The sequence below is a fragment of the Xanthomonas arboricola pv. juglandis genome (assembly GCF_001013475.1).
Taxonomy (GTDB): domain Bacteria; phylum Pseudomonadota; class Gammaproteobacteria; order Xanthomonadales; family Xanthomonadaceae; genus Xanthomonas; species Xanthomonas arboricola.
In genome coordinates this window covers 455,292-478,948 of the sequence record NZ_JZEF01000002.1, presented here as the reverse complement: position 1 = coordinate 478,948, position 23,657 = coordinate 455,292, and the positions used below count along the sequence as shown (strand labels likewise).

The 23,657-nt window shown below is 65.3% G+C and carries 16 protein-coding genes, 1 other RNA gene and 1 pseudogene; 8 read left to right on the top strand and 10 right to left on the bottom strand.

The window, feature by feature from the left end:
• The first annotated feature begins 82 nt into the window (after positions 1 to 82).
• Together XARJCFBP2528_RS07440 and XARJCFBP2528_RS07435 are read left to right on the top strand one after the other, a co-directional pair.
• Positions 83 to 2,110 (top strand): acetyl/propionyl/methylcrotonyl-CoA carboxylase subunit alpha, encoded by a 2,028-nt coding sequence (locus XARJCFBP2528_RS07440; protein ID WP_047124545.1) that lies wholly within the window; start codon positions 83 to 85, stop codon positions 2,108 to 2,110.
• 102 nt (positions 2,111 to 2,212) lie between these two features.
• A pseudogene (locus XARJCFBP2528_RS07435) lies at positions 2,213 to 4,299 on the top strand (S9 family peptidase).
• 150 nt (positions 4,300 to 4,449) lie between these two features.
• On the opposite strand, the gene XARJCFBP2528_RS07430 reads toward XARJCFBP2528_RS07435, so the two are convergent.
• Positions 4,450 to 5,658: a putative peptide maturation dehydrogenase gene (locus XARJCFBP2528_RS07430; RefSeq protein ID WP_026064210.1), complete on the bottom strand. Its 1,209-nt coding sequence runs from the start codon at positions 5,656 to 5,658 to the stop codon at positions 4,450 to 4,452.
• Positions 5,659 to 5,753: 95 nt separating this feature from the next.
• On the opposite strand from XARJCFBP2528_RS07430, the gene XARJCFBP2528_RS07425 reads away from it, so the two are divergent.
• Positions 5,754 to 6,092, top strand: coding sequence for an NHLP-related RiPP peptide (locus XARJCFBP2528_RS07425; RefSeq protein WP_016902044.1), 339 nt, complete (start codon positions 5,754 to 5,756; stop codon positions 6,090 to 6,092).
• Here the strand turns inward: XARJCFBP2528_RS07425 and XARJCFBP2528_RS07420 are convergent.
• From XARJCFBP2528_RS07420 to aceB, 4 genes are all read right to left on the bottom strand, one after another.
• Positions 6,032 to 8,692 (bottom strand): putative peptide modification system cyclase, encoded by a 2,661-nt coding sequence (locus XARJCFBP2528_RS07420; protein WP_016902043.1) that lies wholly within the window; start codon positions 8,690 to 8,692, stop codon positions 6,032 to 6,034. The two genes, XARJCFBP2528_RS07425 and XARJCFBP2528_RS07420, sit on opposite strands and share 61 nt — an antisense overlap.
• 3 nt (positions 8,693 to 8,695) lie before the next feature.
• Positions 8,696 to 9,772, bottom strand: a complete 1,077-nt coding sequence (locus XARJCFBP2528_RS07415; RefSeq protein WP_026064209.1) for a GGDEF domain-containing protein — start codon at positions 9,770 to 9,772, stop codon at positions 8,696 to 8,698.
• A 307-nt stretch (positions 9,773 to 10,079) separates the two neighbouring features.
• The gene (gene aceA, locus XARJCFBP2528_RS07410) at positions 10,080 to 11,375 is read right to left on the bottom strand and encodes an isocitrate lyase (RefSeq protein ID WP_016902041.1); all 1,296 of its coding nucleotides are present in this window, start codon (positions 11,373 to 11,375) and stop codon (positions 10,080 to 10,082) included.
• A gap of 178 nt (positions 11,376 to 11,553) precedes the next feature.
• A complete protein-coding gene (gene aceB, locus XARJCFBP2528_RS07405) occupies positions 11,554 to 13,170 on the bottom strand; it encodes a malate synthase A (protein ID WP_026064208.1) in 1,617 nt (538 codons plus the stop codon).
• Positions 13,171 to 13,288: 118 nt separating this feature from the next.
• On the opposite strand from aceB, the gene XARJCFBP2528_RS07400 reads away from it, so the two are divergent.
• Positions 13,289 to 14,245 (top strand): LysR family transcriptional regulator, encoded by a 957-nt coding sequence (locus tag XARJCFBP2528_RS07400; RefSeq protein ID WP_026064207.1) that lies wholly within the window; start codon positions 13,289 to 13,291, stop codon positions 14,243 to 14,245.
• Positions 14,246 to 14,481: 236 nt separating this feature from the next.
• On the opposite strand, the gene XARJCFBP2528_RS22205 is transcribed toward XARJCFBP2528_RS07400, so the two are convergent.
• Positions 14,482 to 14,558: non-coding RNA, sX9 sRNA (locus XARJCFBP2528_RS22205), on the bottom strand.
• A gap of 184 nt (positions 14,559 to 14,742) precedes the next feature.
• On the opposite strand from XARJCFBP2528_RS22205, the gene XARJCFBP2528_RS07395 reads away from it, so the two are divergent.
• The 3 genes from XARJCFBP2528_RS07395 (at position 14,743) to XARJCFBP2528_RS07385 (ending at position 17,303) form a co-directional block, all read left to right on the top strand.
• Complete coding sequence (locus XARJCFBP2528_RS07395) at positions 14,743 to 16,005, top strand: cation:proton antiporter (protein WP_026064206.1); 1,263 nt, start codon at positions 14,743 to 14,745, stop codon at positions 16,003 to 16,005.
• Between the two features lie 144 nt (positions 16,006 to 16,149).
• The gene (locus XARJCFBP2528_RS07390; RefSeq protein WP_016902036.1) at positions 16,150 to 16,878 is read left to right on the top strand and encodes a helix-turn-helix domain-containing protein; all 729 of its coding nucleotides are present in this window, start codon (positions 16,150 to 16,152) and stop codon (positions 16,876 to 16,878) included.
• Positions 16,879 to 16,952: 74 nt separating this feature from the next.
• Positions 16,953 to 17,303: a VOC family protein gene (locus tag XARJCFBP2528_RS07385; protein ID WP_016902032.1), complete on the top strand. Its 351-nt coding sequence runs from the start codon at positions 16,953 to 16,955 to the stop codon at positions 17,301 to 17,303.
• 118 nt (positions 17,304 to 17,421) lie between these two features.
• Here XARJCFBP2528_RS07385 and XARJCFBP2528_RS07380 read toward each other — a convergent pair whose 3' ends face one another.
• Positions 17,422 to 18,054 carry a TetR/AcrR family transcriptional regulator gene (locus XARJCFBP2528_RS07380; RefSeq protein WP_016902030.1) on the bottom strand — a complete coding sequence of 211 codons (633 nt, stop codon included), beginning with the start codon at positions 18,052 to 18,054 and terminating at the stop codon, positions 17,422 to 17,424.
• Between the two features lie 101 nt (positions 18,055 to 18,155).
• Here XARJCFBP2528_RS07380 and XARJCFBP2528_RS07375 point away from each other — a divergent pair, with 101 nt between their 5' ends.
• Positions 18,156 to 19,211, top strand: coding sequence for an MBL fold metallo-hydrolase (locus XARJCFBP2528_RS07375; RefSeq protein ID WP_026064204.1), 1,056 nt, complete (start codon positions 18,156 to 18,158; stop codon positions 19,209 to 19,211).
• A gap of 166 nt (positions 19,212 to 19,377) precedes the next feature.
• Here the strand turns inward: XARJCFBP2528_RS07375 and lepB are convergent, their stop codons facing one another.
• The 3 genes from lepB to XARJCFBP2528_RS07360 all read right to left on the bottom strand — a co-directional run bounded on the left by lepB (position 19,378) and on the right by XARJCFBP2528_RS07360 (position 23,625).
• Complete coding sequence (gene lepB / locus XARJCFBP2528_RS07370) at positions 19,378 to 20,004, bottom strand: signal peptidase I (RefSeq protein WP_016902025.1); 627 nt, start codon at positions 20,002 to 20,004, stop codon at positions 19,378 to 19,380.
• Positions 20,005 to 20,331: 327 nt separating this feature from the next.
• The gene (gene dcp / locus XARJCFBP2528_RS07365) at positions 20,332 to 22,500 is read right to left on the bottom strand and encodes a peptidyl-dipeptidase Dcp (RefSeq protein ID WP_016902023.1); all 2,169 of its coding nucleotides are present in this window, start codon (positions 22,498 to 22,500) and stop codon (positions 20,332 to 20,334) included.
• A 108-nt stretch (positions 22,501 to 22,608) separates the two neighbouring features.
• Entirely contained in the window at positions 22,609 to 23,625 is a 1,017-nt protein-coding gene (locus tag XARJCFBP2528_RS07360; RefSeq protein ID WP_047124544.1) for an isoaspartyl peptidase/L-asparaginase family protein, read from the bottom strand.
• Between the last annotated feature and the right edge of the window lie 32 nt (positions 23,626 to 23,657).

The window sequence follows — 23,657 nt, the reverse complement described above, 5'->3', positions numbered from 1 at the left end:
TCGCACGGCGTGTCGCGCAATCCATGCAACCGTCTTTCCATCGCAGTGCCCGCCAGCATGGCGGCGTGCAGAGAACTTCGTCATGACCCAGCGCGAACTCACCACCGCAGCAAGACCGCCCTATTTCGACAAGATCCTGATCGCCAATCGCGGCGAGATCGCGTGCCGGGTCATCGCCACCTGCCGCAAGCTCGGCATCGCGACCGTGGCGGTGTATTCGGATGCCGACCGCGATGCGCGGCATGTGCGGCTGGCCGATGAAGCGATCCATCTCGGCGCCGCACCAGCGCAGCAGAGCTATCTGCGTGGCGATGCGATCCTGGAGGCGGCACGCGCAAGCGGTGCGCAGGCGATCCATCCCGGCTATGGCTTCCTGTCGGAAAACGCGGCGTTTGCCGATGCCTGCGCGCAGGCCGGCATCGTGTTCATCGGCCCACCGGCGGCCGCCATCCGCGCGATGGGTGACAAGAGTGCGGCCAAGGCGCTGATGCAACGCGCCGGCGTGCCGCTGACGCCGGGCTACCACGGCGATGAACAGGCGCCGGCCTTCCTGCGTGCGCAGGCCGATGCGATCGGCTATCCGGTGCTGATCAAGGCCAGCGCCGGCGGTGGCGGCAAGGGCATGCGCCGGGTGGATGCCAGCGCGGCCTTCGAAGAGGCCTTGGCCAGCTGCCAGCGCGAGGCGCAATCGGCCTTCGGCAATGCGCGGGTGCTGGTGGAAAAGTACGTCGAGCGCCCGCGCCATATCGAGATTCAGGTATTTGGCGATACCCGGGGCGAGGTCGTCCATCTGTTCGAGCGCGATTGTTCGGTGCAACGCCGGCATCAGAAAGTGCTGGAGGAAGCACCTGCTCCCGGCATGAGCGAACAACGCCGCGCCGCAATGGGCAAGGCCGCCGTGGATGCCGCGCGCGCCGTGGGTTATGTCGGCGCCGGCACGGTGGAATTCATCGCCGGCCCGGATGGTGATTTCTATTTCATGGAAATGAACACCCGCCTGCAGGTCGAGCACCCGGTGACCGAGTTGATCACCGGCACCGATCTGGTCGAGTGGCAATTGCATGTCGCCGCGGGCGAGCCGTTGCCGCTGCGTCAGCAGGACCTGCGCATCCATGGCCACGCGCTGGAAGCGCGCCTGTACGCCGAAGATGCCGAACGCGGCTTTCTGCCGTCGACCGGCACGTTGCGGCAGCTGCAGTTTCCCGCACCCGGCGCGCATGTGCGGATCGATGCCGGCGTGGAGCAGGGCGACTGCATCAGCCCCTACTACGACCCCATGATCGCCAAGCTGATCGTATGGGATGTGGATCGCCCTGCCGTACTGGCACGCATGCGCGAGGCGCTGGCGCAATTCCATGCGGTGGGCGTCACCACCAACAGCGCGTTCCTTGCGCGCCTGATCGGCACGGTGTCGTTTGCGTCTGCCGATCTGGATACCGCGCTGATCGAACGCGAGCAGGCCGTGTTGTTTGCCGAGGCAGTCAGTCCGGCCAACGCCTGGTGGTGCCTGGCGGCGGCGTTGATCGCCGCAACATTGCCGAAGGCGGCCGCCGATCCAGCCGATCCGTTTTCACCATGGCAGCACACCGATGGGTGGCGCATCGGCGCGCATGCGGCGCACACCCTGACGCTGGAGGCCGCAGGCGAACGCCGCCAGTTTGGCGTGCGTCCGCTTGCCGATGGCTGGCAGGTCACGGCTGCGGGCGACACACGCACACTGCGCTACCACCTGCAGGACGATGCACTGCGCGTGGAAATGGATGGCCGGCAATGGCGCATGCAGGTCCTGCGCGATGGCGATACCCTGACATTGCGCGATGCCACGCAGCGCGCGACATTCCGCCACCATGATGCGCTGCTCGAAGCCGATCAGCCGGCGCACGACACTGGTGGCCTGACCGCACCGATGCCGGGCCGCATCGTGTCGCTGGTCGTCCCGGTGGGGCAGTCCGTCACTCGCGGGCAGGCCCTGGTGGTGCTCGAAGCGATGAAGATGGAGCACACCTTGCATGCACCCAGCGACGGCACCGTAGCGGCGTACCTGGTGGCCGAAGGCGAGCTGGTCGCCGAGGGTGCCGCGCTGGTGGAATTTGTGTCCGCGTCTGCGTAGCGGCACCTGCCGGCGTGACCAACGGCACGTCCGCAACGGCCGGCCTTGGCCCTAGCGTGGGGAAAGCGGCTGGAGTGGCCGCGCCCCAGACCGGAGACGTCCATGCAACGCCTGCGTCTTGTTTCCAGCATGCTGCTCGCGCTGTCTGCCTGCAGCGACAACGCCGCGCCCACCACCGACAAGGCTGCCACGCCGGCCCCGGCCGCTGCGCAAGCGCCTGCGGCGCCACCCGAACTGATCACCCGCGATGCGCTGTTCGGCAACCCGGAACGGGCGAACGTGAGCATCAGCCCGGACGGCAAATACCTCAGCTGGGTCGCGCCGCTGGAGGGCGTGCTCAATGTCTGGGTCGCCCCGGTGGATGCACCGGATCAGGCGCGCGCGATCACCAAGGACACCGCACGCGGCATCCGCACTTATTTCTGGACCTATCAACCCAACACGCTGCTGTACCTGCGCGACAACGGCGGCGACGAAGACTTCCATCTGTTCTCGGTGAATCTGAGCGATGGCAGCAGCAAGGACCTCACCCCGTTCAAGAAGACCAGCGCCGAGGTGTATCGCGTCAGCGCGCAGCACCCCGAGTCGATCATGGTCGGCATGAACGACCGCGATCCCAAATGGCATGACCTGTATCGGGTGGACCTGGCCTCGGGCAAGCGCAGCCTGGTGCAGCAGAACACCGACAGCCTGGATTCCTACCTGCTCGACGGCAACTACCAGCTGCGCTACGCCACGCGCGCCACCGACGATGCCGGCAGAGAGCTGCTGGTGCCGGACGGCAAGCGCTGGAAGAGCGTGGACCGCATCCCGTTCGAGGATGTCAGCAACACCTCGCCCGACGGGCTGACCGACGACGGCAAGACGCTATACATGCAGGACTCGCGCAATCGCGACACCGCGGCGCTGTATGCCATCGACACCGCCAGCAATGCGCGCACGCTGCTGTTCGAAAACCCGCGCACCGATGTCGGCGCCACCTTGAACGACCCCAGGACCGGCGTGGTGCAGGCCGTGTCCACCGACTATCTGCGCGAGGAATGGAAGGCGCTGGACACCGGCATTGCCGCCGACCTGCAAAAGCTCAAGTCACTCGGCAGCGGTGATGCCAGCGTTGCCGCACGCACGCTCGACGATCGCATCTGGATCGTGGGGTATTCGGCGGCAGAGACACCGCTGAGCTACTACCGTTACGACCGTGCAGACGGCGGCAAGCTGACCAAATTGTTCTCCGCCCGCCCCGCGCTCGACGGCAAACCGCTGGTCCCGATGTGGCCGCAGGAACTGACCGCGCGCGACGGCCTCAAGCTGGTCAGCTATCTCACCCTGCCCGCCGAGGCCGACGCCAATCACGATGGCAAGGCCGACAAGCCGGTACCGCTGGTGCTGTTCGTGCATGGTGGCCCGTGGGCGCGCGACAGCTACGGCTACGGGCCGTATGAGCAGTGGCTGGCCAATCGCGGCTATGCGGTGCTGGCGGTGAATTTCCGTGGCTCCACCGGCTTCGGCAAGGCCTTCACCAATGCCGGCAACGGCGAGTGGGCCGGCAAGATGCACGACGACCTGCTCGACGCCGTGCAGTGGGCGGTCAAGCAAGGCGTGACCAGGCCCGAGGACGTGGCGATCATGGGCGGCAGCTACGGCGGCTACGCCATGCTGGTCGGCCTGACCTTCACCCCGGACGCGTTCAAATGCGGCGTGGACATCGTCGGCCCGGCCAATCTCAACACTTTGCTCGGCACCGTGCCGCCGTACTGGGCCAGCTTCTACAAGCAGCTGACCAAACGCATGGGCGACTCGCCCACCGAGGCCGGCAAGCAGTGGCTGCCCGAGCGCTCCCCGCTCAGCCCTGTCGACAAGATCAGCAAGCCGCGACTGATCGGCCAGGGCGCCAACGACCCGCGCGTCAAACAGGCCGAGAGCGGCCAGATCGTCAACGCGATGAAGGCCAAGAACATTCCGGTCACCTACGTGCTGTTCCCGGACGAAGGCCACGGCTTCCGCCGCCCGGAAAACAGCACGGCCTTCAACGCGGTGACCGAGGGTTTCCTGGACCAATGCCTGGGCGGCCGCGTGCAACCGATCGGCAACGACCTGACCGGCTCCAGCATCACGTGCCGGAAGGCGCCGACAAGGTGAACGGTCTACGCGATGCGTTGAAGACCCATGCGCAGGCGATTCGGCGGTAACGCTATTTGCGAAGTGCTTGCTTTGGATCTACGTCAGCGCTCGCCTACAACGAAGAGCGCTGACGGTTGGACCGAGGTGCTTCAACGAACCGGTACGCTTGATTCCCCTCGCCAAGCGATCCAGATCGAGAGATGTGTGATGGTCTCTCGCTAATGGGGTCCGATGTCCTTGCCCGCCGCTGGGTCACGACCAGACGACCACACTGCGCCACCGGGATCCAGCTCGGTATTGTTCATCTCCTCGCCACGCCAACCGAATCCGCAGATGGCCAGTGGGCCGTCCTGGAGGCCGTCCAGGCCAAGCGCCTGTTCGATATCCACCTCGTTGATTGCCGAGGTGACGAACGCTCCCAGCCCAAGGTCGGTTGCGCTCAGATAAAGCGTCTGCGCGATATGGCCGACATCCAGAATCATCGCGCGGTAGGCCTTGGCATGGTTCCGATACTTCCAGAAACTGCGTAGAAACCGCGGTACCAGGATCACCAGCACCGGCGCATCGGCAAACCAGTGCTGCCCGGACACAGTACGACGCGCAAAGTCCACCAGCGGCTGCGGTGGCGACTGCAATGGCTGCAATGCATGATCGACAGGGCGATAGTGATAGAGACCGCTCGTCATTCCCTCGACACGTTGGACCAGCAGATAGGTTTCGGTGGGATGGAGACTGCCCCCCGACGGTACAGGCTTCTTCAAGAATGCGGTGTCGTGCCCCACTTCGATGCGCGCGCTTGCCATGACGCTGCGCTCAAGCATCTGGCCGAGCAAGATGGGTGACAGCAGACGCTGCGTATCGAAATTGCGACAGGTGACGCGACGCGACAGCAGCTCATCGAATGTGCCCGGGGTTGATCGCGGCAAGGCAATGCGCGCCTCCACGCCGCCCTTGCCTCGGTCTACGATCTCTGCCGGGGGTGCGCCCAGCCGGCCTACCATGCCTTCTACAGTTGTCAGGCCATGCGCTTCCATGGTGGCCACGCTGTCTTCGCCGCTCCAGCGCGCCGATCGGTGCCATAACGCGGCCAATGGCCACCAGCGCTGCTGCTGCACGCACTCGTCGTTGCGGCGGTGCTGAACATGTTGTGGTTGGTCGCTGATCACAAGACCTTGCTCGATTAGACGCTCCGCCCAGATTGGCCACGGATGCACCTGATCGATGGAATGCCAGCGCGAGGAACTCAACTCGCCCAGCCATTCGCGCTCGTCCTTTGAAACCTCCACGTCTGCATCAAGATGAGGCGCGAGCGCCAACCAGCGTGTGCGGCGACGCAGGCCATCGCCACCGGCAAGCAATCGTGCAAGATCAAACACCGAATCGTCGCGCAGTTCAAAAAACAACGTGGTACAGCGACGAATTTGCATAGGAACATCTCAAGGACGCATGAGTACGGTCGATATTGTGTCAGGTCCCACGTCATACGACAGCACACTCCCTTACTCTCCAGGTAAGCCACACCATGACCGACGCAGCCAATAACACCCATCTTCCGTTTGATGCATCCACAGCCGACAAGCTGCTGGAGCTACTGGCAACCGACGACGACTTCCGCGACTGCTTTCAATGCAATCCGGCGCAGGCGCTTGCCCAGATCGGTGCACCTGGCGTGAGTGCGGACAACGCCGTCCCCAGCGTGGGAGAGGCTTATTACTGCATGAACACCAGTCAGCTCGCATCCAAGCAGGACATTGCAGCGGCTCGTGCCGAGCTGCAAAGCTACCTGACCGAAAAGGCCAATCACACCGTGATCTTCGCCTTCGAGTCGGACAGCATGCGTTCCACCCTGCTGCGTAAATAAGCGGGCAGATTCGGTAGAGGCCAGGCGCGCGCAAACGCCTGCGCCTGTTCGCGCGCCTCCTGGCTACGGCCGAGTGCGTGCAGCGATTCGGCCATCCAGAGCTGGGCCAGACGCGCATCGGCAACATTGAGCGGCTGCAGCGTTTGCGACGCATTTGCTTCGATGTAAGCACGCCCGCGATGGAGAAGCAGCCAACGTGCCTGCTGCAACGCCTCAGCATGCCGACCGCTCTCGTGCAGTAGCGTGTAGAGCGTTACGCGTGTCTGAAAAAGATCACCATCGCTGACCGGCAGGCGTGCGATGGCTGCCGCACGGTCGCCCGACAGCGCCAGCTGCTGGGCTTCGACAATGGCGCGCAGGTCGGCAAGCACCGGCGTTTCATGCACAAGCGCCGGCTTGATCGCCGCAAGCGCGCGGGCGGTGAGGCTGTCATCGCCGCTCCGCTGCGCCTGGCTTGCGAGGATCAATACCATCGCGGCATTGTCCTGCAGGTTTACCGTTGCCGACCCGTCGTCAATGACAGCCGACACCAGCCGATCGAACGTCGGCTTGAGCGCTGCCGCCGTCGCCAGGGACGGATCGACCAACGCATCGCTCGTCACCGCAATGACCGAGAATTGGCGATGGTTGAAATCGTCGCCTTGCTTGCTGCGCGTCAGACCCTGCGCGATCGCTGCGCGCGCAGCGCTCCAGTCGGCCTGATCGATTGCGATGCTGGTGCGATCGATCAATGGCACCACATCGTCGTTGGCGTAGCCTTTCTCGACGATCCTGTCGAGCGTTTGCTTCGCTTCGACATGGCGGTTCAGCACCGCCAGCGCGTTCGCCTGGCGCCGCAGCGGGCCGGCACGATCGGCATCACCGGGAATGGAAAAACGCTGCAGCGCCGCTTCGGCCTTTCCCTGTGCCAGCAAAATGCGGCCAACCCGATCGGTCGCGATCGCGCGCAGCGGGTCCTGCGGAACATCGGCCGCCTGCGCGTACGGCAACGCGTCGGCAAAACGATTGGCAACGAACAAGTGCCACGATGCGTTCGCGGTGCCGGCAAAATTGTCCGGGTAGAGCGAGGCCAGCGTTCTCCACAGCGTCAATGCCTTGTCGGGTGCTAGCAGCTCTGCCGCCCATGCATCCATGTACAACTGATCACGCTCAGGCAAACGTTGGCGGAAACGAATTGCCTTCTCCAGATATGGAAGCGCACCACGGCGATCGGAGACCGCCACCTTGATGCGTGCCGCCCCCAGATACGCGAGCGCAAATTCCGGATCGATGGCCACCGCGCGCTCGAACAGTTCCAACCCTTCTTTCCATTGGCCTTTCGCCGTCGCGTCGACCCCCAGGGCATAAGCCCGCAGCGCATCCAGGCTGGACGTGGTCACGGCGGGTAACGGCACGGAATTCTTGTCGATCGAGGCCACCACCTCACCCAGGCCCTGCCTGAGCTTGCGGGTCACCTGATCCACCGAGGACAGTGCCGATGGCAAGCCATCGCCTTGTACAAACTCCGAGTAGACCGTGGTCTGGGTCCGCGGATCCACCAACTCAACGCTGAAACGAAGCTTGCCGCCAATCTCCGCGACAGTCGGCAGCAGCACAGCGCTTGCACCATCGCGCAGCGCCACTTCCGAGGCGATCGCGCGATCGACGATTACGCGATCAGGATCGCGCTTCATCCGCGCCATGGTGTCGCGCACTTTCATCTCACTCAGGACATTGACGTAGCGCGACTGCTCCAGGCTGATGCGCAGCGCCTGGTCGAGCGAACTGTCGAGCAACGTATTGCCGGTGAGATTACGTAAATCTCCGACCACCACCCACCCACGTTCGGAGAACGCAATGGCTGGCTCGGAACGGGTGAAAAACCACGCCGACACGCACACGGCGACGACCAAGGCAGTTTCTGCCAACAGTGCCGCCGGCCGCCGCCACAGCGGAATATCCCGCCATGCCTTCGGCGAATGTTTCGGCGCGCGCAATGGCGTGACATCGATCTCGCCAACCTCATAGATCTCCATCGGCGTGGGCACGCCCTTGAAGCGCCAGCGGCCGTGGGATTTCCACAGGATGCGTTCGCCGCGGTCGCCCAGTTCGCGTGCGGCGCGGTGGGTCAACGACTCGGCCACCGCCGACAACAGGATCTGCCCGGGCCGCGCCATCGACATCAGGCGTGCGGCGGTGGGCTTGGCCAGGCCTTCGACTTCCAGCGGCTTGGCACCGATGCTGACCGCTTCGTCGCTGTTGCGCCAGGTCAGCACCTCGCCGACGTGCAGGCCCTGGCGTGCGCATAGCGTCAGCGCGCGCGCATCGCCCATCGCTTTCAAGCCGCGGGCGTAATCCAGTGCAAAACCCAGGCCGTCGATGGGACGATCGAACAACAGCAGCAATCCGTCCGAGCGGTCGATCAGCCGGCCACGCCATTGCTGCTGCAGTTTGACCACCAGCCGGTCGTGCTCGCGAAACAGCGCGGCGGCGGCGTTGTCACCGATGCGCTCGACCAGCGCGGTCGAGTCGCACAGGTCGGTCAGCAGCAAGGTGCGCAAGCGCGGCGCCTGGATCGCTTCCGACGACGCATCCTTGCGTGCGTGGGTGCGGGCGCTCATTGCTCAGCGATTGTCCGACGTGGCTGCGTTGCCGGGTGGCTGCGTGCTGCCCGACCCCAGCGCTTCATGCATGCACAGCACATTGCCGCCTTGCCGCTTTGCTTCGTACAGCGCGCTGTCGGCCAGCGTGTACCAATCGTTCCATGCCGCGTCGGCATCGATCATGCACAGGCCCAGGCTCACCGAGCAGCCCTGCTCGCTCTGGCCGTTCCACAGCCGCGCTTCCACTGCGCGCACGATGCATTCGCCGATGTGGTGCAGCAGCTCCCGGGTGCCCTGCGCGACCAGCACGCAGAATTCGTCGCCGCCGAGCCGGCAAGCGAGGTCACCGTCGGCGATCACCGAACGCAGCGCGTGGGCGACGTTCTGCAGCACGCGGTCGCCAGCGAGATGGCCGAATTCGTCGTTGATGCGCTTGAAGCGGTCGCAATCGATCAGGATCAGACCCACCCCGGGCACGCGACCGGCACGCCGGCATTCCTGCAGATGCAGGGCGAGCCCGCGGCGGTTGTGCAGGCCGGTGAGTTCGTCGGTGCGGCTGAGTTCTTCGGTGTGGTTGAGCTGGTGCGAGGTAACGTAGAGGTTGTCCAGCGCCGCTTCCAGGTCGTGGTTGCGCCGGCGCAGCTGGCGGATCAGCAGCTGCTCGTTGTTGACCACCCGCACGATGGAGCGGCGCAAAAAATGCGCCACCATCGACGGGTCGTGATCGACCAGGCGCTGGAAGTCCTCGTGCGCCAGTTCGATCAAACGGGTGTCGGTGGATGCACTGGCGCCGGCACTGCGCGCATGGTCGCCGATCAACAGGCCAAGTTCGCCGAAGAATTCGCCCGGGCCCAGGTGCTTGAGCATCAGGTCTTCGCCGAAATCCAGATCGATCTGGCCACTGACCACAATGAACATCTGCGTGCCCACTGCACCGCGCTCGAACAGCGCCTGGCCGGCGGCCAATTCGCGGGCACGGCCAAAGCGGGCGAAAAACGCCAGCTCTTCGGCAGTCATGAGCGCATGCAGCCCGTCCGACAGCGTCTTTGCAACGCTCCCCGTCGGCTCTACTGCGCCGGCAGTGTTATGGCACGTCATCCAAATCCCTTAGACCGACCTGCAGCGCCGGCCTGCCTCAGCATCGTACAGGAGCGTCTTGTTCAGCACCAGGTCACACTCCCTCTCATGAGCTTGAGACGAAATGACGGGTATGGGCAAAAAAATCGGGCTCGGTTTCCCGAGCCCTTCTCCCCTGCACCCGGCAGAGCCCGCCATCGTCTTCGACAGGCCATCACGACGCCGGCGTCGTTCTGCGGTGCTGGCGGGGCTTGGCGGTGGGCGAAGCCCGCTGCTCCGTTTCACCCGTCGGCCAGCCGGCACGCGGTCGCGGCGCCTGCGCGCTGGGTTACGCGGCCTTTTCGCCGTGAAACTGCTCTTCCTCGGTCGAGCCACGCAGCGCGGTGGTGGACGACTGGCCCTGCTGGATCGCCTGCGTCACCGCGTCGAAATAGCCGGTGCCCACCTCGCGCTGATGCTTGACTGCGGTAAAGCCCATCTCGGCCGCCGCGAACTCGGCCTGCTGCAACTCGACGAAGGCGCTCATCTGGCGGCGTGCGTAGCCGTGCGCCAGGTTGAACATGCCGTAGTTCAAGGCATGGAAGCCGGCCAGGGTGATGAACTGGAATTTATAGCCGTAGCTCGCCAACTCGGTCTGGAATCTGGCGATGGTGGCGTCGTCCAGGTTCTTCTTCCAGTTGAAGCTCGGCGAGCAGTTGTAGGCCAGCAATTTGCCGGGGAATCTGGCATGGATGGCTTGCGCAAAGGCGCGCGCAAATTCCAGATCCGGCTTGCCGGTCTCGCACCAGATCAGATCGGCGTACGGCGCATAGGCCAGCCCGCGGCTGATGGCCTGATCCAGCCCGTTGCGGGTCTTGAAGAAGCCTTCGACGGTGCGCTGCCCGGTGGTGAACGGCTGGTCGTTGGCATCCACATCGCTGGTGATCAGATCGGCCGCCTCGGCATCGGTGCGCGCGATCAGCAGCGTGGGCACACCCAGCACATCGGCCGCCAGTCGCGCGGCATTCAACTTTTCGATTGCCTCGCGGGTAGGCACCAGCACCTTGCCGCCCATGTGGCCGCATTTCTTCACCGATGCCAGTTGATCCTCGAAGTGCACCCCGGCCGCGCCGGCTTCGATCATCGCCTTCATCAGCTCGAAGGCGTTGAGCACGCCGCCGAAGCCGGCTTCGGCATCGGCCACGATCGGCTGCAGGAAGTCGATGTCATCATTGCCCTCGGCGTGATGCAGTTGATCGGCCCGCAACAAGGTGTTGTTGATGCGCTTGACCACCGCCGGCACCGAGTCGGCCGGATACAGCGACTGGTCCGGGTACATCTGCCCGGCCAGGTTCGCATCGGCGGCGACCTGCCAGCCGGACAGGTAGATTGCCTTCAAACCGGCCTTGACCTGCTGCATCGCCTGGTTGCCGGTCAATGCACCCAATGCATTGACGAAGGGCGTGGCGTGCAACGCGTTCCACAACTTGTCCGCGCCCAGCCGTGCCAGCGAATGCTCGACATGCACGGTGCCGCGCAAGCGCACCACATCGGCGGCGGTGTAGTTGCGGGTGATGCCGGCCCAGCGCGGGTTGCTGGCCCAATCGTGCTGGATCTGTTCGGCGGTCTGCAGTGTGCTGCTCATGGTGCGTTCTCCTGGCAGGAATACGACGGATGCAACGAGAAAGGACGGTGCGTCACGGCGCGCGTGAGGCATGGCAAGGCCGTCGGTGCGCGCATCGGCGCAACGGGCGGTGTGGTGCATTACGTGGACGGATTGCAGCGACAGCGCGCTTACGCCGGCGTGTCGCTGCCGCGTTGGCTCACTCGATCAGGCGGTATGCCGGCACGGTGAGGAAGTCGGCCAGCGCATCGGCACGGCTGAGTGTGTCCAGCAGTGCAATGGCGTCGTCGATGCGCGCGGCGCCCGGCAGTGCATCGGTCGCGCCCAGGCGTGCCGGCAGCGCACGCAACGTGGCCTGCAACAGGGGCTGATCGATCGCGGTGCCGTCGTCCAGGTGCTGGCCGTGATGCAACCACTGCCACAGCTGCGCACGGCTGATCTCGGCAGTGGCGGCGTCTTCCATCAGGTTGTGGATGGGCACGCATCCATTGCCGTCCAGCCAGGCGGCCAGATAACGCACGCAGACTTCGACATTGCCCTCGAACCCGGCGCGGGTGACGGTGCCCGGCGAAGGCGCGATCAGCATGTCGCGCGTCACCTGCACGTCGTTGCGCAAGACATGCTGCTGATGTGCGGTGGGCATGTGTTCGTCGAAAATCTTCATCGCCACCGGGATCAGGGCCGGATGCGCCACCCAGGTGCCATCGTGGCCGGCGCTGACTTCGCGCAGCTTGTCGGCACGCACGCGCGCCATCGCCTGCTCGTTGGCGGCCTCGTCGTGATTGATCGGAATCTGCGCGGCCATGCCGCCCATCGCATGCGCGCCGCGGCGATGGCAGGTCTTGATCAGCAGTTCCGAATACGCCTTGAGGAAGGGCTGGCTCATGGTGACCTGGCCACGTTCGGGCAACACGCGGTCGCGATGCGCGCGGAAGGTTTTCAGATACGAAAAGATGTAGTCCCAACGCCCGCAATTGAGCCCGACGATGCGCTCGCGCAGCGCATGCAGGATCTCGTCCATCTCGAACACCGCCGGCAGCGTTTCGATCAGCACGGTCACCTTGATCTGCCCATGCGGCAGGCCGAGCATCGCTTCGATATGCGCCAGCGCGGTTTCCCACAGCGCGGCTTCTTCCATGCTCTGCAACTTTGGCAGATACAGATACGGGCCACGGTCCTTGGCCAGCAGGGCGCGGCCGTTATGGAAGGCGAACACCGCCGCGTCGAACAGTCCGCCGGCCAGCGGCTGGCCATCGATGAGCACGTGCTTCTCATCCAGATGCCAGCCGCGCGGGCGCACGATCAACACCGCCCGTTCGGCCTCCGGGCGCAACGCGTAGTGCTTGCCGTTGGGCGCATCGAAGCTGAGATCGCCGCGCACCGCAGCGGCCAACGTGCGCTGCCCGGCCAGCAGATTGCGCCAGGTCGGCGCGGTGGAATCCTCGAAGTCGGCCATGAACACCTTGGCGCCGGAGTTCAGCGCGTTGATGACCATCTTCGGATCGGTGGGGCCGGTGATCTCCACCCGGCGGTCCTGCAGCGCCGACGGCAGCGCGGCGACGCGCCACTCGCCATCGCGGATGGCGCGGGTGTCTGGGCGGAAGTCCGGCAACTGACCGGCATCGTAGTCGGCCTGGCGCGTGCGCCGCTGTGCCAGACGCTGCTGGCGACCGGGCTCGATCGCGCGATGCAGCGACACCAGCAAGGCCAGCGCGGCGGCAGGAAGGAGTTCCACCTGACCTGCGACCTGCGTGGTCAGCGACAGACCGGGAGTGGCGCGTTCGGTAGGACGTGGGGCAAAAGCGGTAGAAGACATGTCGGGAGTCCTTCTGCATCCGGACTTGCACCGTGCGCCGAACGCGAATATTTGACAAAGCAGTTTTATCAATGCTGTAAATAAGCCAGGCTTATAATGCATGCCGGAACGCACTGAAATGGCGCCAACTCCTCGATTTTCATACAAATCCGATCGACTCAAACCGCTGCGCGCGTTCTGTCAGACGGTGCGTTTGGGTTCTGTCTCACGAGCGGCTGAGGCGCTGTATGTAAGCCAGCCGGCAGTGACCCTGCAGCTGCAGGCGCTGGAACGCGACCTGGGCGTGGTCCTGTTCGAGCGGTCGGGGCGACGCATGGCGCCCAGCCGCGAGGGCCAGCTGCTCTACGACATGGCGCTGCCGCTGGTGGAGAGCCTGGACGGGCTGGAGACGAGCTTCCGCGAGAAGGTGCGCGGGCTGGATGCGGGCGAGCTCAATATCGCCGCCAACAGTTCCACCATCCTGTACCTGCTGCCGCGCATCGTGGCGAACTTCCGCGCGCGTCACCCGGATGTGCGCCTGACCCTGCACAACGCCATCAGCGCCGACGGCACCGACCTGCTGCGCGAAGACGCAGTGGACCTGGCGATCGGCTCGATGCTGGACGTGCCGGCCGACCTCAACTACGCGCCGGTGTATCGCTTCGAACAGCTGCTGATCACCCCGCCCGATCATCCGTTGGCCAGCAAGTCCACCGTCACGTTGCAGGATCTGTCGCCGTATCCGCTGATCCTGCCGCCGCGCCGGCAGGTCACCTATCGGCTGGTCGATCTGATCTTCCAGCAGGCACGCGTGCCCTACACCGTGGCGTTGGAAGTGGGCGGCTGGGAAGTGATCAAGCAATACGTGGCGATGGACATGGGCATCTCCATCGTCACCGCGATCTGCGTTACCGAGGCCGATCGCGACAAACTTGCCACCCGCTCGCTGAAGGATTACTTCCCCACCCGCAGTTATGGCGTGGTGGTGCGCAAGGGCAAATATCTCTCGCCGCAGGCACGCGCATTTATCGAGCTGATCCAGCCGGATCTGTTTACCCCGCGCGGGTATGACGAAAGTGGCGATTCGGAGCGGTGAGCTTCCTGCCTGCTCGTGCGCGTGAGTCCCAGTAGCCCCCGAGCGTGCTCGCCGGGCACTGCGCATGAGATCGCCATGCGTTCTCCATCGGCGATGCCGTGCGCGGCGTGCGGGTCGCCATCCAAAGGCGTCGCTCGATCAAGCCGTGCAAGCGACACGGGGTCGCCCCGACGATCGGCGCCGCATCATCTCGGCTCGATGCGACTGCACGGCGGTTGGTGTCATAGACTAATAACGGCCAACAAAACGCGGCGAGCGGTCGTCAGGTGGGGGCCGACGACGCGCTCAGAGCCGGAGTGTACGAGTGGGACATGCGATTCCGAACACCGGCCGCGCCCGCCTGACGGCGGCGCCGTCGTTTTGATAGCCGCTCTCAGCCGATGCTGTGGGTACTGCATGTCATCAACAGCTGGTCAGTCCGGGGAACCATTGGCCAGATGCGCAGCCGTCCCGTACTGCGGGGCGAGCCGACTCAACCAACGCGAAGGGCTGACGCAATGAATCCGACAATGGTGTTGCTGGTGCAGTTGGCGGTGATCCTGGGCGCGGCGCGTGCGTGCGGCGCGCTGTTGCAACGCTTCGGGCAGCCGCCGGTGATCGGCGAGATGGCCGCCGGCCTGCTGCTGGGGCCGATCGCATTCGGCGCGTGGCTGCCGGAGTTGCATGGCGTGTTGTTCGCCTCCAGCAGCTTGCCGCCGCTGTCGGGACTGGCCAACATCGGCGTGGTGCTTTTCATGTTCATCGTCGGCGTGGAGTTGCGCGCGCCGGAGGGCACCGCCGCGCAGGTGCGCTCGTCGGTGCTGGTGGGGCTGTCCGGTATCGTGCTGCCGTTGCTGCTGGGGCTGGTTGCCGCGCCCTGGTTGTTTACGCGCTTTGCACCGCAGGGCATCGGCTTCTGGCCATTCGCCTTGTTCATTGCCGCGGCGATGTCGGTGACCGCGTTTCCGGTACTGGCGCGCATCCTCAAGGACCGCAACATGACCCGCACCCCCGCCGGCCGCCTGGCCCTGGGCGCGGCGGTGATCGACGATGCCACGGTGTGGATGTTCCTGGCGATCGTGCTCACCCTGACCGGCGGCAACACCCATGGCGGTGTTGCGTTCACTGCGACCGGTGCAGTGGTGTTGATTGCGGTGGTGTTCGGCGTGTTGAAGCCGGTGTATGCACGTGTGCACACGCCGCGCGCAAGCGATGGAGACTATCCGTCGACTGCGCTGGTGTGGGTGCTGATCGGTGTGCTGGCCTGCGCCGCGGTGGCCGAATGGATCGGCCTGCATGCGATCTTCGGCGCATTCCTGTTCGGTATCTGCGTGCCGCGCGATGACCGCCTGCTGGTACACCTGGCCGGGCGCATCGAACCCCTGGCGATCACCTTGCTGATGCCGGTGCTGTTTGCGGTCGCCGGCCAGGCCACCAGCCCGGGCGTGTTCGTCGGCGCAGGCGCCGCCGGCTTTGCGCTGGTGGTCGGCGTGGCGGTGACCGGCAAGCTGGTCGGCTGCACCTTGGGCGCGCGCCTGAGCGGGCACGATTGGCGCGATAGCCTGAGCGTGGGTTCGCTGATGAACGCACGTGGCCTGATGGAACTGGTGGTGATCAAGATCGGCCTGGACAGCGGTGTGATCGGGCCGGATCTGTTCACCCTGTTGTTCGGCATGACGCTGGTGACCACGGTGATGGCCTCGCCGATGGTGGCCTGGTTCCAACGCGGCCGGCCGGCCCTCACTGCCAGCGGGCTGGGTGCGGGTCGGTCGCCGCATTGACGAGGCAGCACAGGTCATCTGCGTGCGGCCTCGATGGACGCGTCTGCATCGGCCTGCGATGTCCAAGGTATCAGTCGGCGCCACGCACCCTCACCGCTGCGGTCGCCGAGCAGCACCGCATCCACTTCTTGGCACAACGCACTGATGTCCGACCTTTCCGAGTCCTGTTATGCCGAAAGCCCGGCACCGCCGGCATTACGCACGCAGCTGCAGTGCAGTTGGCGCTTTCGCCAGGGCACGGCCACGATGGACCCCGTGCTGGTATTGCCCGATGGCAGCGTGGATCTGATCTGGGATGGCACGCTGCTCCTGGTTGCCGGGCCCGATCGCACGGCCGCCATGGCAGCGCTGGCACCGGGCAGCGCGCTGGCCGGGGTGCGCCTGGCGGCGGGTGCGGCGGCCGGCCTGTTGAAGCTCCCGCTGCACGCCATCGCCGGCCAACGGGTCGCACTGGAATCGCTGTGGGGCGTGCGAGGCCGCACCTGGCAATACCGCCTGGAAGACGGCGCCGACCCGCTGCACACCTTGCAGGCGCTCTGCCGACAGCACGGCACATCGCAAGACCGGCAGATGGCGTGGCTGTTCGATCGATTGACCGCCGGCAACCCTGCGCGGCTGAGCGACTTGACCCAGGTGATGGGTCTGAGCGAACGCTCGCTGCGCCGCCGCTGCCAGGATGCCTTCGGCTATGGCAGCAAGACACTGGAGCGGGTGCTGCGTCTGCAGCGCTTCTTGCGTATCGCCGGCCAGCACCGCAGCCTGACCGACGCCGCGCTGCATGCCGGTTACGGCGATGCGCCGCATCTGGTACGCGATGCGCGCCAGCTCACCGGCCTGAGCCCGCGCGTGCTGGTACAGCGCCACGCACGCTGAGTTGGCCGTTTTCGCCAAGCCAGGCGCGCGCGCCGATTGCATGCTGTGCCTCCACTTCCGCAGGACGCCACGCCATGATCGACAACGCGCCGCAGCACCGCATCGATTACCTCGAATTCGCCGTTGACTCGATCGCCATCGCCAAGGCGTTTTACGGGCAAGCCTTCGACTGGACGTTTCAGGATTACGGCCCGGATTACTGCGAATTCCGCGACGGCCGCCTGACCGGCGGCTTCTTCCACGGCCCCGCCCAGCCCGGTGGTGCGCTGGTGGTGCTGGCCTCCGACGACCTCGCCCATAGCCAGGCACGCATCGAAGCGGCGGGCGGGCAGATCACGCAACCGGTCTTCGCGTTTCCCGGCGGGCGACGTTTTCATTTCACCGATCCGCATGGCTATGCGCTGGCGGTGTGGTCGAAGGACTGAGCACCCAGCACGCGCAGGCTGCAACGGCATGGGTTGCGCAGGCAGCGCGGTGCAGAACGTCTCGGTTGCAGCTGCAGTGCTGCGGCAGACATGCACCTGGCACGCGCATGGCGTGCCATCACTCGCGCCCGTACCGACCCAGGAACATCGCCACCGCCGATTCGGCCACCTGGGTGCGTTGCTGCGGCGACAACGGCGGCTGGCCCATGGCGATCTGCGGCCAGAACGCGAAACCCTTGATCAGTGCCTGCAGTTGCTGCGCACCGACGTCCGGCTCCACGCCCGCCAGCCGGCCGTCGGCCAGTGCGGCGCGCACCCAGGTGGTGGTGCCTTCTTCCTTGCTGCCCAACTGCGCGATCAGCGCGCGCGCGCGCTCGGGCGAATGGATGCCTTCGGCGATGGCGACACGCGACAGGTCGATAAATGCCGGATCGTCGAACAGGTGCAGCTTCTGCTGCAGCAGCTGGATCAGCTGCGCGCGCAGCGGCTGGTCGGGCCGGTAGACCAGATTCACCGCATCGGCGCTGCGTTGCCACAGCCCGCGCAGGATCTCGCCGAACAGCGCGTCCTTGCTGGGGAAATGGTTGTAGACGGTACGCTTGGACACGCCCGCGGTGGCGGCCACGCGGTCCATGCTGGTGGCCTCGAAGCCATGCTGGCGGAACTGGGCAATGGCCGCCTCGACGATGGCGTGGCGCTTGCGGTCGGTCAGCCGCAGCGGCGCAGCCAGGGGAATTGATGCAGTCAACATCGGGCCATTTTACACCGGACAGTTTACTTTTCGCGGAATAAAACTACACTGCCCAGTGTAATTTACTCCTGCTGTCATTCCCTGCCTCGGTCGGACTTTCCATGGCTACCTCTCGCCTTTCCCCTTATGCCGATTCGCCGCAGTTTCGCGGTGGCCGGTTCCGCAATGCATTGCCGCTGCCGACCACCGTGCTCAGCCTGAGCAAGCAGATCGGTCTGATGTGGACGTTCCTCTTCGACAAGCCCAGCACCACGGTGCCGTCCGCACCGCTGCCGGTCCAGCCGCTGACACGCGAGCAGCTGCTTGCCGCGCCCGATCGCAGCCTGTATCGCCTGGGCCATTCCACCGTGCTGATGAAGCTGGCCGGTGGCCTGTGGCTGACCGACCCGGTGTTCTCCAGGCGCGCCTCGCCGGTGCCGTTCGCCGGGCCCAAGCGCTTTCATGCGCCGCCGATCGCGCTGGACGAGCTGCCGCCGCTGGCCGGGGTGATCCTCTCTCACAACCATTACGACCATCTCGACCGCGCCAGCATCCGTGCCCTGGCCGACCGCGTCGGCGTGTTCGTCGCGCCCCTGGGCGTGGGCGATTTGCTGGTGCGCTGGGGCGTGGACCCGACCAAGGTGCGTCAGCTGGACTGGTGGGACACGATCACCGTCGATGGCCTGCGACTCACCGCCACCCCGTCGCAGCATTTTTCCGGACGCGGCTTGTTCGATAGCGGGCGGTCGCTGTGGTGTTCCTGGGCGATCCAGGACCGCGAGTTGCGCGTGTTCTTCAGCGGCGACGGCGGTTACGGCCCGCACTTCAAGACCATCGGCCAACAGCTCGGGCCGTTCGACGTGGCGCTGATCGAAAACGGCGCCTACGACCAGCAATGGCCGCATGTGCACATGCAGCCGGAGCAGAGCCTGCAGGCCTACCTGGACATTGGCGGGCAGACCCTGCTGCCGATCCACAACGGCACCTTCGACCTGGCCATGCATGCGTGGCAGGAACCGCTGGACCGGATCGTGGCATTGGCCGACAGCGCCGGCGTTGCACTGGCGACGCCGCGCATGGGCGAGCGGGTGGATCTGAATGCGCCCGGCAATCGCCTGCGCTGGTGGCGGCAGGATGCTGCCACGCAGGCGTCCGATGGCTTGGTGGCGACGCGCTAGCCCGATACATGGCGGCGCCGGCGCATGCGCGGCGGCGTTCGCGTTGCCCAGCGTCATTGCCATCGCAGCAAAGTGCGCGATAACCGCCGGGAAAACCCTGCTTTGCTTCGCTAGCGTAGGGCGCTAACGCCGTCGCTCCTGCTGGCGTGTAAGCGCAGACCACGCATCACAGGCGTTGCCACTCCAGCCCTTGGCCGCGCCGGTAATACACCGCCACCGCCTTGCCGTAGACGGCCGGCGCATCGACCAATCCGAAGTAACGTCCATCCAGGCTGTTGCCGCGGTGATCGCCCAGCATCAGCAGCTTGCCGGGCGGCACAGTCAGCCCGACGATGTTCGGGCCGCCGCCATTGCCGAGATTCAACTGCGCCAGGTGCGCCCCAAAGCGTTCGGCATCGCCGTCCTCCGCTCCCAGCGGCTTGTCGTTGATCTGCAGATGGCCGTCGATCAACTCGACCCGGTCGCCTGCCACCGCCACCACACGCTTGATCAGGCGTGTGCCATCGCGCGGCGAATCGAACACCACCACCTCGCCACGCTGCGGTCGATCGCCATCGACGAGGATGCGGTTGCTCAACGGCAGTCGCCAGCCGTAGGCATGCATGTCCACCACCACGCGATCGCCCGGCTCCAGGGTGGGCTGCATCGAGCCGCTCGGCACCTGGTAGTGATTGGCGAACGAGGAACGCGCCGCGGTCATCAGCACCAGCAGCACCAACAACGGCAGCAGTTCCCTGCGCGACCAGTGCGCGGCGCGTTGCAGACGTGAGGCCGTCGGAGGGACTTGGCTCATGAGGCACCTGTTGGTTTGAAGGGCGACGGGCGATACCCGATGAAGATGCGCCTACGCGCCGGGCGGGCGGAAGTGACGAAAGGCATGGCACCAGCTGGGTCGTTACTTCGGATGCTGCCTGGATGGCTGCCCTGCTGTCGCCAGTGCCGCTGCCGGGTGGCGGTTCAAAGGCAACAGTAAAGCACCACCGCCAAGGGCAGTCGCAACACCATCACCTGACCCACCATCAAAAAAAAAACGGGATGACGCGAGGCCATCCCGTTTCGATTGCTGAGTGCGGCGATTACACGTGCATGCGCCAGCGACGCAGGCGCGTCACCCAGTCACTCACTCCGTCAGGCCGCGATTTTCCAGCAGCGCCTTGACGCTGGGATCCTTGCCGCGGAAATCGCGATACAACGTGGCCAGATCGACGGTGTTGCCGCGCGACAGGATCTTGGCGCGGAAGATGTCACCGTTCTTGCGGTTCAAACCGCCGTTTTCCTTGAACCATTCGAACGCGTCGTCGTCGAGCACTTCCGACCAGAAATACGCGTAGTACCCGGCCGAATAACCGCCGCCCCAGATGTGGTCGAAATAGCTGCTGCGATAACGCGGCGGCACTTCGGCCAGGTCCACCTTGAAGCGCTTCAGGGCGTCGGCTTCGAACTTGCTCACGTCCTGCAGCGGCGCGTCGGCCGGCTGGGTGTGCCAGGCCAGATCGAGCAACGCGGCCGACAGGTACTCGGTGGTGGCGTAGCCGCTGTTGAAGGTCTTGGCCTTCTTGATCTTCTCCACCAGCTCGGCCGGCATCGCCGCGCCGGTCTGGTAGTGCTTGGCGTAATTGGCGAAGACCTTGGGATCGGAGGCCCAGTGCTCGTTGAACTGCGAGGGGAACTCGACAAAGTCGCGCGAGGTGCTGGTGCCGGCGATCGAGGGGTACTTCACCTTGGAGAACATGCCGTGCAGCGCGTGGCCGAACTCATGGAACAGCGTGGTGACGTCGTCGAAGCTCAGCAGCGCCGGCTGGCCGGCGGCCGGCTTGGTGAAGTTGCAGACGTTGTAGACCACCGGCTTGGCGCCGGTGAGACCGTCCTGCTCGACGAACACGTCCATCCAGGCGCCGCCGGACTTGCTGTCGCGCTTGAAGTAGTCGGTGTAGAACAGCGCCATCGAGGTGCCGTCCGCGTCGAACACTTCATACACCTTCATGTCCGCGTGATAGGTCGGGATGTCGGTGCGCTGCTTGAAGGTGATGCCGTACAACTGCGTGGCCGCGTAGAAGACGCCGTTCTGCAGCACGTTGTCCAGCTCGAAATACGGCTTGATCTGCGCTTCGTCTAGGTCGTACTTGGCCTTGCGCACCTGCTCGGCGTAGAAGTCCCAATCGGAGGCGGCGAGTTTAAAACCACCCTTCTGTGCATCGATCACCTTCTGCATCTCGGCCACTTCGCGGCGCGCCTTGGCGGTGGCGGCCGGCACGGTGTCGGTCAGTAGCTTGAGCGCGGCGTCCGGGGTCTTGGCCATCTGGTCGCCCAGGCTGTAGGCGGCGTAGTTGTCGAAGCCGAGCAGCTTGGCCTTTTGTGCGCGCAGCTGTGCCAGGCGCTGGATGGTCTGGCGGGTGTCGTTGGCATCGCCCTTTTCCGCGCGCGTTTCCGAGGCCTTGAGCACGTCGGCGCGCAGCTGGCGGTCCTTCAGCGAGGCCAGCACCGGCTGCTGGGTGGTGTTCTGCAGGGTCAATAGATACTTGCCGTCGAGCTTACGCGCCTTGGCCGCATCGGCGGCGGCGGCGATGTCGCCCTCGCTCAGGCCGTCGAGCCTGGCCTTGTCGTCCACCACCACCGCACCGGCGGCCGAGGCGGCCACCAGACGGGTATGGAACTGGGTGGAGAGCGTGGTTTCTTCGATATTGAGCTTGCGCAGGCTGGCCTTGTCAGCCTCCGACAGCTGCGCACCGGCGCGTACCAGCTCTTCGTAGTCGCGCTCGACCAGACGCTTCTGCTCCGGCTCCAGGTTCAGCGTGTCGCGCTGGTCGTAGATCGTCTTGACGCGTGCGAACAGCTTCGGGTCGAGATTGATCTCGTCCTGGTGCGCGGCCAGCTTGGGCGCGATCTCTTCCTGGATCTTCTGGCGTGCATCGCTGGTATCGGCCTGCACCAACCCGAAGAAGATGCGCGACACGCGCGTGAGCGTTTCGCCGCTGCGCTCCATCGCCTCGATGGTATTGTCGAAGCTGGGCGGCTCGGGGTTGTCGGCGATCTTGCGGATGTCGGCCAGGTGCAGGCGCATGCCTTCTTCGAAGGCCGGCAGGTAATCGGCGTCCTTGATCTTGTCGAACGGCGGCGCCTGGAACGGCAGCGTGCTGGCGGTCAGCAGCGGGTTCGGCGCGGCATCCGCGGCCGGGGTGGTGGCGGTCTTTTCGGGCACGGTGGTGGACTCCTTACCGGACGAATCTTTTCCAGAACAAGCAGCCAGTGCCAGGGTGATGGCAGCGGCCAGAACGACGGTACGCGACATGGCGTGTGATTCCTGAGTGGGTAGCGCAGCCGGTCACGCTAGCGGGTTTGCGCAGCGTCGGCATGTGCCGTTGGATTGGGAAGATGGGTGCGATTGGGGATGCGCGCGCTACAGCGTCTCGTCCTTGAAGATCGCCACGTGCGGGGTGCCGTCGGCGCCGATCCAGCCGCGGTACATGCCTTCGGTATTGAACGGGAATGCGGCGTTGCCCTGCGCATCCAGCGCGATGGCACCGCCGTCGCCACCGGCCTTGGGAATCTCCTGGTCGATCACCGTGTCCGCGGCCTGTTGCAGCGACTGCCCGGCGTATTTCATGCGTGCGCAGATGTCGTAGGCGGCCACCGCACGGATGTAGAACTCGCCCCAGCCGGTGCCGGACACCGCGCACTGGCTGTTGGCGTAGGTGCCGGCGCCGATGATCGGCGCATCGCCGACGCGGCCATAGCGCTTGTTGGTCATGCCACCGGTGGAGGTGCCGGCGGCCAGGTGTCCCGCGCGATCCAGCGCCAGCGCGCCCACGGTGCCGAAATGCTTGGCGGTTTCCAGGTCCAGTTCGGCCTGCGCCTGACGGTCGCCGGCTTCGGCCTTGAGGGCTTTCTGCAGCTGCTGCCAGCGCTTGTCGGTACGGAAATAACCCGGGTCGACCAACGTGACGCCCTGCTCGCGCGCGAATTGTTCGGCGCCGTCACCGACCAGCATCACGTGCTTGGAATGGTCCATGACGCTGCGCGCCAGCTGGATCGGGTTCCTGACCGTGTGCACGCCGGCAATCGCCCCGGCCTTGCCGGTGGCGCCGTCCATGATCGCGGCATCCAGTTCGTTCTTGCCGTCATGGGTGAACACCGCCCCGCGCCCGGCGTTGAACTGCGGCGCATCCTCCAGCACGGTGATGGTGGCCGCCACCGCATCCACCGCACTGCCGCCACCTTGCAGCACCGCGTGCCCGGCACGCAGCGCGCGTTGCATCGCCTCGCGCGCATGCGTCTGTTCCTCGCTGGAAAGGCTGGATTTTTCTACCCCGGCGCCGCCATGGATCACCAGCATCGGCGTGGCCGCCAGCACCGGGCCGGCAGCAAGCAGGAGGGAGAGCGACAAACACAGTGCGCGTGCGGACAAGCCCATCATGGTGTTTCCTCGTTGGAGGCAGCGAGGTGCCG

What these genes read in the sequence shown, in the direction of transcription:
- XARJCFBP2528_RS07440 (WP_047124545.1), top strand. Translation starts at nt 83, where the DNA reads ATGACCCAGCGCGAACTCACCACCGCAGCAAGACCGCCCTATTTCGAC.
- XARJCFBP2528_RS07430 (WP_026064210.1), bottom strand. Translation starts at nt 5,658, where the DNA reads ATGCAAATTCGTCGCTGTACCACGTTGTTTTTTGAACTGCGCGACGAT.
- XARJCFBP2528_RS07425 (WP_016902044.1), top strand. Translation starts at nt 5,754, where the DNA reads ATGACCGACGCAGCCAATAACACCCATCTTCCGTTTGATGCATCCACA.
- XARJCFBP2528_RS07420 (WP_016902043.1), bottom strand. Translation starts at nt 8,692, where the DNA reads ATGAGCGCCCGCACCCACGCACGCAAGGATGCGTCGTCGGAAGCGATC.
- XARJCFBP2528_RS07415 (WP_026064209.1), bottom strand. Translation starts at nt 9,772, where the DNA reads ATGACGTGCCATAACACTGCCGGCGCAGTAGAGCCGACGGGGAGCGTT.
- aceA (WP_016902041.1), bottom strand. Translation starts at nt 11,375, where the DNA reads ATGAGCAGCACACTGCAGACCGCCGAACAGATCCAGCACGATTGGGCC.
- aceB (WP_026064208.1), bottom strand. Translation starts at nt 13,170, where the DNA reads ATGTCTTCTACCGCTTTTGCCCCACGTCCTACCGAACGCGCCACTCCC.
- XARJCFBP2528_RS07400 (WP_026064207.1), top strand. Translation starts at nt 13,289, where the DNA reads ATGGCGCCAACTCCTCGATTTTCATACAAATCCGATCGACTCAAACCG.
- XARJCFBP2528_RS07395 (WP_026064206.1), top strand. Translation starts at nt 14,743, where the DNA reads ATGAATCCGACAATGGTGTTGCTGGTGCAGTTGGCGGTGATCCTGGGC.
- XARJCFBP2528_RS07390 (WP_016902036.1), top strand. Translation starts at nt 16,150, where the DNA reads ATGTCCGACCTTTCCGAGTCCTGTTATGCCGAAAGCCCGGCACCGCCG.
- XARJCFBP2528_RS07385 (WP_016902032.1), top strand. Translation starts at nt 16,953, where the DNA reads ATGATCGACAACGCGCCGCAGCACCGCATCGATTACCTCGAATTCGCC.
- XARJCFBP2528_RS07380 (WP_016902030.1), bottom strand. Translation starts at nt 18,054, where the DNA reads ATGTTGACTGCATCAATTCCCCTGGCTGCGCCGCTGCGGCTGACCGAC.
- XARJCFBP2528_RS07375 (WP_026064204.1), top strand. Translation starts at nt 18,156, where the DNA reads ATGGCTACCTCTCGCCTTTCCCCTTATGCCGATTCGCCGCAGTTTCGC.
- lepB (WP_016902025.1), bottom strand. Translation starts at nt 20,004, where the DNA reads ATGAGCCAAGTCCCTCCGACGGCCTCACGTCTGCAACGCGCCGCGCAC.
- dcp (WP_016902023.1), bottom strand. Translation starts at nt 22,500, where the DNA reads ATGTCGCGTACCGTCGTTCTGGCCGCTGCCATCACCCTGGCACTGGCT.
- XARJCFBP2528_RS07360 (WP_047124544.1), bottom strand. Translation starts at nt 23,625, where the DNA reads ATGATGGGCTTGTCCGCACGCGCACTGTGTTTGTCGCTCTCCCTCCTG.